Source organism: Psychrobacillus soli (genome assembly GCF_006861775.1).
In the GTDB taxonomy this organism is placed as follows: Bacteria; Bacillota; Bacilli; order Bacillales_A; family Planococcaceae; genus Psychrobacillus; species Psychrobacillus soli.
In genome coordinates this window covers 1-9,639 of sequence record NZ_VDGG01000080.1, presented here as the reverse complement: position 1 = coordinate 9,639, position 9,639 = coordinate 1, and the positions used below count along the sequence as shown (strand labels likewise).

Annotated in this window: 7 protein-coding genes, 16 tRNA genes, 2 rRNA genes and 1 other annotated feature; of the genes, 3 read left to right on the top strand and 22 right to left on the bottom strand. The window is 37.4% G+C overall.

Annotation, left to right across the window (positions count from 1 at the left end; translation table 11 throughout):
* Window positions 1-174: 174 nt before the first annotated feature.
* Entirely contained in the window at window positions 175-1,614 is a 1,440-nt protein-coding gene (gene proS, locus FG383_RS20345) for a proline--tRNA ligase (protein WP_142609459.1), read from the bottom strand.
* 175 nt (window positions 1,615-1,789) lie between these two features.
* Window positions 1,790-2,007: a binding site (T-box leader), on the bottom strand.
* 152 nt (window positions 2,008-2,159) lie between these two features.
* On the opposite strand from proS, the gene FG383_RS20340 reads away from it, so the two are divergent.
* Window positions 2,160-2,531 (top strand): VOC family protein, encoded by a 372-nt coding sequence (locus tag FG383_RS20340; RefSeq protein WP_142609457.1) that lies wholly within the window; start codon window positions 2,160-2,162, stop codon window positions 2,529-2,531.
* 108 nt (window positions 2,532-2,639) lie between these two features.
* Here the strand turns inward: FG383_RS20340 and FG383_RS20335 are convergent, their stop codons facing one another.
* The 3 genes from FG383_RS20335 to FG383_RS20325 form a co-directional block, all read right to left on the bottom strand.
* The gene (locus tag FG383_RS20335) at window positions 2,640-3,818 is read right to left on the bottom strand and encodes a glycosyltransferase family 4 protein (protein WP_142609455.1); all 1,179 of its coding nucleotides are present in this window, start codon (window positions 3,816-3,818) and stop codon (window positions 2,640-2,642) included.
* Window positions 3,819-3,918: 100 nt separating this feature from the next.
* Window positions 3,919-4,977, bottom strand: coding sequence for an LTA glycolipid anchor biosynthesis glycosyltransferase, IagA/BgsA family (locus FG383_RS20330; RefSeq protein WP_142609453.1), 1,059 nt, complete (start codon window positions 4,975-4,977; stop codon window positions 3,919-3,921).
* A gap of 22 nt (window positions 4,978-4,999) precedes the next feature.
* On the bottom strand, window positions 5,000-5,617 hold the full coding sequence (locus FG383_RS20325; RefSeq protein ID WP_142609451.1) for a TVP38/TMEM64 family protein: 618 nt from the start codon (window positions 5,615-5,617) through the stop codon (window positions 5,000-5,002).
* A 154-nt stretch (window positions 5,618-5,771) separates the two neighbouring features.
* Between FG383_RS20325 and FG383_RS20320 the strand changes: the two genes are divergently transcribed.
* The gene (locus FG383_RS20320) at window positions 5,772-6,620 is read left to right on the top strand and encodes an MBL fold metallo-hydrolase (RefSeq protein WP_142609449.1); all 849 of its coding nucleotides are present in this window, start codon (window positions 5,772-5,774) and stop codon (window positions 6,618-6,620) included.
* A gap of 117 nt (window positions 6,621-6,737) precedes the next feature.
* A complete protein-coding gene (locus FG383_RS20315; protein WP_142609447.1) occupies window positions 6,738-7,274 on the top strand; it encodes a DUF6933 domain-containing protein in 537 nt (178 codons plus the stop codon).
* A gap of 402 nt (window positions 7,275-7,676) precedes the next feature.
* On the opposite strand, the gene FG383_RS20310 is transcribed toward FG383_RS20315, so the two are convergent.
* The 18 genes from FG383_RS20310 to FG383_RS20225 all read right to left on the bottom strand — a co-directional run.
* Window positions 7,677-7,759 (bottom strand) — tRNA-Leu (locus tag FG383_RS20310).
* 33 nt (window positions 7,760-7,792) lie between these two features.
* A tRNA-Cys gene (locus FG383_RS20305) sits at window positions 7,793-7,866 on the bottom strand.
* 12 nt (window positions 7,867-7,878) lie between these two features.
* Window positions 7,879-7,953, bottom strand: a tRNA-Gly gene (locus FG383_RS20300).
* Window positions 7,954-7,960: 7 nt separating this feature from the next.
* Window positions 7,961-8,032, bottom strand: a tRNA-Gln gene (locus FG383_RS20295).
* A 1-nt stretch (window position 8,033) separates the two neighbouring features.
* Window positions 8,034-8,109: transfer RNA gene (locus FG383_RS20290), tRNA-His, on the bottom strand.
* A gap of 38 nt (window positions 8,110-8,147) precedes the next feature.
* Window positions 8,148-8,223, bottom strand: a tRNA-His gene (locus tag FG383_RS20285).
* Between the two features lie 23 nt (window positions 8,224-8,246).
* Window positions 8,247-8,320: transfer RNA gene (locus FG383_RS20280), tRNA-Trp, on the bottom strand.
* Between the two features lie 6 nt (window positions 8,321-8,326).
* Window positions 8,327-8,410 (bottom strand) — tRNA-Tyr (locus FG383_RS20275).
* A 3-nt stretch (window positions 8,411-8,413) separates the two neighbouring features.
* Window positions 8,414-8,489 (bottom strand) — tRNA-Thr (locus tag FG383_RS20270).
* A gap of 13 nt (window positions 8,490-8,502) precedes the next feature.
* A tRNA-Phe gene (locus FG383_RS20265) sits at window positions 8,503-8,578 on the bottom strand.
* 140 nt (window positions 8,579-8,718) lie between these two features.
* Window positions 8,719-8,794 (bottom strand) — tRNA-Asp (locus FG383_RS20260).
* A gap of 3 nt (window positions 8,795-8,797) precedes the next feature.
* Window positions 8,798-8,874, bottom strand: a tRNA-Met gene (locus tag FG383_RS20255).
* Between the two features lie 28 nt (window positions 8,875-8,902).
* Window positions 8,903-8,978, bottom strand: a tRNA-Val gene (locus FG383_RS20250).
* 30 nt (window positions 8,979-9,008) lie between these two features.
* A tRNA-Glu gene (locus tag FG383_RS20245) sits at window positions 9,009-9,083 on the bottom strand.
* Between the two features lie 22 nt (window positions 9,084-9,105).
* Window positions 9,106-9,197 (bottom strand) — tRNA-Ser (locus tag FG383_RS20240).
* Between the two features lie 5 nt (window positions 9,198-9,202).
* Window positions 9,203-9,277 (bottom strand) — tRNA-Asn (locus FG383_RS20235).
* Between the two features lie 10 nt (window positions 9,278-9,287).
* Window positions 9,288-9,403: ribosomal RNA gene (gene rrf, locus FG383_RS20230) — 5S ribosomal RNA — on the bottom strand.
* Between the two features lie 124 nt (window positions 9,404-9,527).
* Window positions 9,528-9,639: ribosomal RNA gene (locus tag FG383_RS20225) — 23S ribosomal RNA — on the bottom strand; the annotation flags it as partial.

Below are 9,639 nucleotides of genomic sequence, written 5' to 3'. Positions count from 1 at the left end.
ACTAGCAATTTGGTTGCTCTCCGATTTGATTTGATTGCTTTCCGAATAGAACTGGTTGCTTTCAATGACCAATTAGTTGCTCAAAACCATTTACTGGATTTCAGTTTTCTAAGCAATAAAAAATCAACCATTAAACAAGTAATGGTTGATTTTTTAACTATTTTTCCTATTTAATTAGTAAGCGCGACCGAACCATACAGTATGTTTCGAATCCTTACCACAGTTGATACAAGTAGACTTTTCAGCTGGTGGGTTGAATGGAATATTACGTGTTGTAAATTTCGTTTCATTCTTCACATTCTCTTCACAAGCATCGTCTCCACACCATCCTGCAAGAATCCATCCTGGGATTTCTCCTTTTTCCGTTGAATCAGTAAGATGTTGTTTTAACTGCTCTAGGGAATCCACATTTGTATGTGAGTTCTCATCACGGAATGCACGAGCTTTTTCAAGTAAGCGCGTTTGCATTGTTGTTAACTCTTCCTCAATACGCTCAATTAGATTAGGAATATCTACAGATACTTTATCTGCTTCGTCACGTGCTTTTAATAATGCTTGATTGTTTTCTAAATCACGAGGCCCTAATTCAACACGAACTGGAACACCTTTTAACTCCCACTCATTGAATTTATAGCCTGGAGATTGATCTGAATCATCTAAACGAACACGAATACCTTTTACTTTTAGTGCAGCATAAAGCTCATCTAGTTTTTCCATAATTGCAGGATTTTTCTTCCAAGGACCAACTGGTATTAACACAACTTGCGTCGGTGCAACACGTGGTGGTAATACAAGCCCTTGCTCATCACCATGCACCATAATAACAGAACCAATTAAACGTGTAGAAGTTCCCCATGAGGTTGTATGCACATGTTGATGCTTGTTTTCTTTGTTCAAATATTTAATATCAAATGCTTCAGCGAATTTTGTACCTAAGTAATGAGATGTACCAGCTTGAACTGCTTTCCCGTCCTTCATCATTGCTTCGATTGAATAAGTATCTACAGCCCCTGCAAAGCGCTCAGAAGGAGTTTTTTGACCATCGTATACTGGAATAGCTAAAAGCTCTTCTACTACCTCTTTATAGATGTTAAGCATTTGCATTGTTTCATGACGCGCTTCTTCTTCGTCTACATGCGCAGTATGCCCTTCTTGCCATAAAAATTCAGAAGTACGGATAAACGGAAGTGTTTTCTTTTCCCAACGGAATACGTTCGCCCATTGGTTGATGAGTACTGGAAGATCACGATAGCTTTTAATCCAATCTGAATACAAATGACCAATCATCGTTTCAGAAGTTGGGCGAAGTGCTAAACGCTCTTCAAGTTTTTCACCAGCAGCTTCTGTTACCCATGGAAGCTCAGGAGCGAATCCTTCAATATGGTCCTTTTCTTTTTGGAAGAAAGACTCAGGAATAAGCATTGGGAAGTATGCATTGCGATGTCCTGTTTCTTTAAAACGTCTGTTCATTTCATCTTGGATATGTTCCCAAATTTCAAAGCCATCTGGTTTAAACGCTATACACCCACGAACTGGTGTGTAATCCATTAAATCTGCCTTTTGAATTGTGTCGATATACCATTTTGAAAAATCATTTTGCTGTTGATTTGTCATTATAAAATCCTCCTATTTAAATCAATTACGCCTCGGCGTTATTGCGTCCAGATTTTGAATTGTGCAAACACAATTAACTCCTTTCAAAATCGGACATCCGCCGGAGGCTTTGATTCAACTTAGCAGGGTCTCTTCACCTGCTAAGTTGAATTAAAAAAGCACAAAGCTGTCCTTATGAAAGGACGTCTCTGTGCTGAATAGACGTGGTACCACCTTAGTTTAGCTAAAATCATTATTTAGCCCTCTAAACGTTTGATAACGAAAACGACTCGGTTATGTTTGCATAACATCTCCGTGGTAGGTTTCAACAAGAAGCGGTGATATAGCTCTCAGCAAGCTGCTATATTTTCTGTTTCACAATTCTCATTTACTCGGTCACTTCAAAGATTGGATATTACTAATAATATACCAAATAGGCGGGTTTAATACAATTCCTTTCAGTAAAAGCTTCTGACGATTTAAGGAATGTTGTATATTTCAAGCTCCTCAATTATACTTAATTAAAATTAACTGAACATTTGATTGATATAAAAGGAGGAGAAAGTATGAATTTAGGTGCATTTTCTGTAAGTTTAAATGTAAAAGATATTCACGTATCCAAATCATTTTATGAAAACATTGGCTTTCAAGTTTTAGGTGGAGACATCACTCAAAATTGGCTAATTTTAAAAAATGATAATTGCGTTATTGGGTTATTCCAAGGAATGTTTGAAAAGAACATTCTGACCTTTAATCCGGGATGGGATCAAAATGCGGAGAATCTTGATACGTTTACGGACATTCGAGAAATTCAAAAGCAGTTTAAAGCAAAAGGAATAAAAATGTTGACTGAAGCAGAGGAAGCAACTGAAGGACCAGCACATTTTACAATTGAAGATCCTGATGGAAATCAAATTCTTGTAGATCAACATCGATAAAAAAATATCGCTGAAATGAATTTAAAAAGCACAGAGCCGCTCCGATAAGGACGTCTTTGTGCTGAATAGATGTGGTACCACCTTCGTTTAGCTGAAATTACGAATTCATTAGGAAACATTATGATAACTTTTTGATTCTACTAGAACATTATTATAAGTGGCTTCAACTGCCAGCGCAAATTGCGTAGCGGAAAACTTTTCTGCTGATTGGATAGCCCCAATGGACATTAATTCTTTATTGGTTTCATTAGTTAAAATTTTATTGATTGATTGTAAAAAATCATCCTCCTGTTGAAACGTATAACCATTTACACCATTTTGAAGAACACCGTCTAAACATTGGTCTGATTTGGCTACGACTGGTAGTCCTGATGCCAGTGCTTCGATGTAAGTAAGTCCTTGTGTTTCACTTTGCGAAGCACTAACGAAAACGTCCCCCAATTGGTAGTACATCCCTATGGAATCCCATGGTCTCTCCCCAGCGAAAATTGTCTGGTTTTTTATCCCTAATTTTATAGCCAGATCTTCTAAATTATTTCTCTCTAAACCATCACCTATTAGCACAAACTTCATATTACTGTCACTACTCAATAAGGCTTTCATCGATATTAGAAGTTCCCCAATGTTTTTTTCCTCTGAAATCCTTCCAATGTACAACAGCACTTTGTCATTTTCGCTAATGTTTAATTCAGTACGCAAGTTTTTAACTTCCTTGGATGATTTAGTAAATGAAGAGAACTTACTAAGCTCAACACCTGTAGGAATAATCGACATATGTTGCTTTACTTTATAGGAATGCAGTAAGTCTTTCACTTTTTCTGTTGGAACAATTACTTTATCTACAGAATTACAAAAATTAGCACTAATTTTCCTTGCTGTATTCTTTGCAATAAAATCAAATAGTTTAAATTTTACTATGTAATGCGTGTAGTCCTCGTAGATTGTATGATACGTGTGCAGTAGAGGAATATTTAACTTTCTTGCCATGGATCTTCCAAAAACGCCTAGCGAAAATTCGGTATGCGTATGAATTACATCTAGTTTTAGTCTTTTTATAAATTTTACTAATCCAGTATGATAGAACATTCCTAAGCGTCTTGCACTTGCGAATGGAATGCTTGGCATTCTGTATACATTACGCTCATTTTCAGTTGCGTTCGGATCGGTTGTTGTAAATACATACACTTGGTGTCCGAGCCTTTCTAGATTTTCTTTTAGAATTAGTACAGAAGTCGCCACTCCATTAATTTGTGGATAATATGTATCGGTAAAAAGTCCAATTTTCATTTCAAAGCACCCTCTTTTTTAGCTGATCGTCAAATCATACTGTAGAAATGTAGAGTATAAATAGTTGCTTAATAAATAATTGTGAATTCATCCATTTAAATTAAAAAGTATCACCTGTGTTAAGTTTTTTTGCTTTCTCGATGATGTACTCTAATTCAGAAGCAGCGATTAACTTCCTATATTCTTCTTCTAATTGTTGTCCTATTAATCTAATATCTCTTTCCTTCGCCACATCATAGCCTTTCTCCACTAAAGATGTGAATTCATTATTTACTATTCCTTTAATTGCCACTTGAAATTGTTCCGTATTATTACTTTTATATACATTTTCCTTATTAGTAAGCCAGTCTTCGTAAATTGTAATATCACGAACCAATACCGGTATTTTCATAGCCAATGCTTCCAGTAGTACAATTCCTTCTGTTTCTTCATGCGTAAGAAATAAAAACAAATCACTTCCGCTATACGCATCCCGCAGTTCTTCATGACTAACATAACCAGGGAATAATAAATTTGGTAACGTAGTTTCTACTGCTGCTTTTACTTTAGCCGATACCGCATTTAAATTTGTATGACCAAACCAAATAAACGTATATTCAGGCATCAATTTAGCTAGTTCTACAAAGTCTAATATTCCTTTTCTTTCTATATAAAGTCCTACTGAAATAATAACCTTGTCATTTTCACCTAATTGATACTTTTCTCTGAATCTCTTCCTATATCGAGTATTTCTCTTAAAATATTGTAAATCGACCCCATTAGATATATTCACAATAGGATTAGTTAAACCGTATCCTTCTAACAGCTTTTTAGAATAAGGGGTCGGGGTAATGATTAAATCGCCACTACTATAACATTTCATCAGCCATCTTTTAAAAAATGGTGCTAGAAAGTTGGAGCCTCGGAATGAGTTTTTAAAATCTTCTTCTGTCGAGTGCGCATGATAGACAACTTTCTTTCCTTTTGCCCTCGCTATTCTGCTCATCCATAAAGAACTTGGAAAAACTGTATTAATATGAACAATATCAAAATCATCTCTTTTATTGATCGTATAAGCCAAGTTATTTTCCTCTAAAGCTTTTTTCTGATGACTTATCGCTCTACCTACACCGCTTTTTTCCACTAACTTTAAATGCTCCGAATACAATAATACTTTCATAACGAACCTCGCTCCTTTGTCGTTATTTTATAAATCCAATTAGGTATTGTAAAAGAGCAGTTAATCCAAGGCTATATATAGTTATAGACAGTGGCTTTCCTAATAAAATAATGACGATGAATTTTTGCAACTTCATTTTTGTTAAACCTGCAATATAACAAAGTAAATCATCCGGAGCTATTGGGAAGAAAATGGCATATGCAAAGATTTTATCGAATGTATTTCCTTTACTTACCCAACCAATGTACTTTTCAAAAGACTTTTTCCCTACGATCCTTCTAACAAACGGTTTACCGTATTTTTGGGCAAGCAAAAATACAATTATAGACCCTATACAAATGCCGATATAATTATATAATAAGCCAATCCACGGTCCGAAGATGATTATTCCTACAACACAGCTTATGGCACCAGGTAATATCGGTATGATAACCTGAACAATTTGAATGAAAATAAATATGATTGGTGCCCAAATACCAAAGCTTACAATAAAATCTCTAAATGTTTCAGTTGAAGTAAATAGTCCATTCTTATACCCGTAAATAATAAAAGCTCCAATTATAAGCATTCCAAGTAGGGTAGAATAATTCAATAAATAATTCGCTATTTTTTTTGTACCTTTAGCTTCTATCTCTTCCATTGATCCACCTTCAGTAAAAGAGTCTTGCATTTAGTGTATGCTTTCATGTTTTTTAGAACAATGGCATTTTTGTAAAAGTAATGTTATGTTATTGTGTTGAAATGTAAATAGGATACAATGAACAATACAAACATTCTTGAAGGAGTATGGATAAATGCAAACGTTACAAAAACTTTCCAATCGTCTCTTCTACCTTCCTCCATATCAAAAAACAGATCGTCCGATATTAGCAGCTATTGTAGGGGATAATCAGACACTGTTGATCGATTCGGGGAATTCTTCTAATCACGCAAAACAATTTAAAGAGCAATTGACTTCCTATCATATCGTCGGAGATATACTGGCTCTTACACATTGGCATTGGGATCATGTATTTGGCTTGTATGAAATGGACATGCCTTCAATTGCTAATGTCATAACTAATGATAAAATAACTCAACTACAGGAATTATCATGGGAAGATAAAGAGTTAGATGAACGTGTCAAAGCAGGGATAGAAATTCCGTTTTGTGCTGACGCGATAAAATTAGAGCTTGGAAGCAATCGAGAGGTTATCATACAAAATCCCACTATCATTTTTGAAAAGCGAATTAGACTGAATCTCGGTGGGGTTACTTGTATTATTGAACATGTTGGTGGAGATCATTCCTCTGATTCAAATCTCATCTACATACTGGAGGAAAAAGCGCTATTTCTTGGCGACTGCCTCTACGCAAATATGTACGCCGAAAAATGGCATTATACCATTGAAAAGATGTATAAGCTTTTGGAGAAAATCGAAAGTTATAATGCCGAAATCTATTTCCTATCTCATCATCCAGCACCTTTGACAAAGGATGAATTTGATCGCTTTGCTTTATTATTGAAGACAAGTGCTTCATTAACGCAGAAACATCATGGGGAGCTAAATGCTGTTGCTGCAGAGATGTCCTCACATTTCGAGCGTGAGTTAACGGAAGACGATTTAGAAATAATTACGTACTTTGTGAATGGTTACGCTTAACAATGCAAAACGGGAGAGTAACTTCTTATTATTAAATAGACCAAAAATTATTCAGAATTTCTGAGAGTGATTTTGAATGTATAGGGAGAAAATTATGTAAGAAGGGGATTTGAATTTATGATTATTCAATGTACGAAAAAGTTGTTATATCAATTAAAAAAGAATCCAGAAACTGTTAATGTGGAAAAACCTCTTACGTCATGGCATGCCAATCTGATAATTGTTAATCGAAGAAAAACAGTTGTACTCGTAAACGATAAGAATCGTTACGTAATTGTTTTGCATGGACTTAAAGCTAATGAATTTAAAAATATGGATGAAATTATTTTACAATCTATCCGGAATACCTTTGAACAAGAGTCTATAAAAAACGATGTGATCGAGCAGTTTATTGATTCTTCCAAGAACATTACTTATTCGAATACAAAAAACAGGACATTAGTTTCAAGGATGAATAAAGCATGTGAAACGTTATGTTTCTTAGAGAGATTGATTGATAATGATACAATTTATCAAACTGCCCTAAGTCGAAAAATTAGCCGTCTTTTAGTCGGTGATGGAAAAAAAGAATACATCTATCCAAATCAAGAAATGTATAAGGATTTGAAGGCATTCGCAGGTATTTCGATATTTCAATCAAATGTAGATGGTTAATAGAATTTTGAAATATAGTTGAATAGTGTGTGGCGCGAAAAAAAGTGGTATTTCGGAAACAATCCATAATTTAAAAATAGGTTGGCATAAATGCCAACCTGCACATACTATTTTACTGCTTTAATAGATTCATTGACGATTGTAATCATATCATCCATTTGATTTTTCATAAGAGGTGGTTACTTTAGGTCAATATATTTACAAGATGTTAGCAGCATGAGGCTGAACAGTTAAGTACTAATACTTTCAAGCAGATGGTTGTGTAAAAAATGTGTAAAATAATTTCAAATCTAATTGTTTCGTATCGAATGCTTTTAAATAGAAAAAAGCTCATAAACCCCGTTATTTCAAGGTTTATGAGCTATTTAAAAATTCTTATCGTAACTTAAAATTAATGCGAGATACCGGTGGTCGGGGTCGAACCGACACATCCAGAGGATACGGGATTTTGAGTCCCGCGCGTCTGCCAATTCCGCCACACCGGCAAAATATAAGTATCAAAATTTATTTTATAAAATTGGAGGCGGCAACCGGATTTGAACCGGTGATAAAGGTGTTGCAGACCTGTGCCTTACCACTTGGCTATGCCGCCTTAAGAAAATAATGGAGCGGAAGACGAGGTTCGAACTCGCGACCCCCACCTTGGCAAGGTGGTGTTCTACCACTGAACTACTTCCGCAAATAAACTGGGGAACCTGGATTCGAACCAGGGCATGACGGAATCAAAATCCGTTGCCTTACCGCTTGGCTATACCCCAATGGGGCGACTGATGGGAATTGAACCCACGAATGCCGGAATCACAATCCGGTGCGTTAACCACTTCGCCACAACCGCCATTATTAAATAAAAAAAGAGCTAACTCTAAAGGAATATGGGGCGACTGATGGGAATTGAACCCACGAATGCCGGAATCACAATCCGGTGCGTTAACCACTTCGCCACAACCGCCATTATTCAAGTTAACTAAAAGTTGGCAGGGGCAGTAGGAATCGAACCCACATCAAAGGTTTTGGAGACCTCTATTCTACCGTTAAACTATGCCCCTAAAAACTGGTGGAGGGGGACGGATTCGAACCGCCGAACCCTAAGGAGCGGATTTACAGTCCGCCGCGTTTAGCCACTTCGCTACCCCTCCAAGTGGTGCCGGAGAAAGGACTTGAACCCTCAACCTACTGATTACAAGTCAGTTGCTCTACCAGTTGAGCTACTCCGGCGTAAAGATAAATATGGTGGCTCAGGACGGAATCGAACCGCCGACACAAGGATTTTCAGTCCTTTGCTCTACCGACTGAGCTACTGAGCCATTTCGATTTACGCTAAGCTTCTCATCTCTTCGTCAGCTGCACTCGTTCTATCAGTCACGTACTCAGGTACGCTCCTTCTTTCACTCGATTGCTTCCTCGACCTGCTTGCTTATCCTAAATCTCAAACAAATAAATTAAATGGCGGTCCCGACCGGGATCGAACCGGCGATCTCCTGCGTGACAGGCAGGCATGTTAACCGCTACACCACGGGACCATTTGGTTGCGGGGACAGGATTTGAACCTGTGACCTTCGGGTTATGAGCCCGACGAGCTACCGAACTGCTCCACCCCGCGATAATATTATACTTACTTTTTAAATTAATGGTGGAGGATGACGGGCTCGAACCGCCGACCCTCTGCTTGTAAGGCAGATGCTCTCCCAGCTGAGCTAATCCTCCGTTTTAATGCTGGTACTTTTTATAAAATAATGGTGACCCCTACGGGATTCGAACCCGTGTTACCGCCGTGAAAGGGCGGTGTCTTAACCGCTTGACCAAGGGGCCATTATGTATAAGAGAAGTTATCTGGCGGAGAGCAAGGGATTTGAACCCTTGAGACAGGGTTACCCGTCTACACGATTTCCAATCGTGCTCCTTCGGCCACTCGGACAGCTCTCCATTAATGGCTCCGAAGGTAGGACTCGAACCTACGACCAATCGGTTAACAGCCGATTGCTCTACCACTGAGCTACTTCGGAATATTATTATGTCCAGCGACGTCCTACTCTCACAGGGGGAAACCCCCAACTACCATCGGCGCTGAAGAGCTTAACTTCCGTGTTCGGTATGGGAACGGGTGTGACCTCTTCGCCTTCATCACTAGACATATTAATTTGAAAGACAAGTATTATTATATCATAACTAGAGAAAATTGCAATAGTTATTTTAATAAATCTTTTTTATTCTTTCAAAACTGGATAAACGACATTTTCAAACAAATAAATACATTTGGTTAAGTCCTCGATCGATTAGTATTCGTCAGCTGCACGTGTCGCCACGCTTCCACCCCGAACCTATCTACCTCATCGTCTTTGAGGGATCTTACTTACTTGCGTAATGG

Coding starts and splice junctions, on each gene's coding strand:
- FG383_RS20315 (WP_142609447.1), top strand. CDS start 6,738: ATGATTATTCAATGTACGAAAAAGTTGTTATATCAATTAAAAAAGAAT.
- FG383_RS20320 (WP_142609449.1), top strand. CDS start 5,772: ATGCAAACGTTACAAAAACTTTCCAATCGTCTCTTCTACCTTCCTCCA.
- proS (WP_142609459.1), bottom strand. CDS start 1,614: ATGACAAATCAACAGCAAAATGATTTTTCAAAATGGTATATCGACACA.
- FG383_RS20335 (WP_142609455.1), bottom strand. CDS start 3,818: ATGAAAATTGGACTTTTTACCGATACATATTATCCACAAATTAATGGA.
- FG383_RS20325 (WP_142609451.1), bottom strand. CDS start 5,617: ATGGAAGAGATAGAAGCTAAAGGTACAAAAAAAATAGCGAATTATTTA.
- FG383_RS20330 (WP_142609453.1), bottom strand. CDS start 4,977: ATGAAAGTATTATTGTATTCGGAGCATTTAAAGTTAGTGGAAAAAAGC.
- FG383_RS20340 (WP_142609457.1), top strand. CDS start 2,160: ATGAATTTAGGTGCATTTTCTGTAAGTTTAAATGTAAAAGATATTCAC.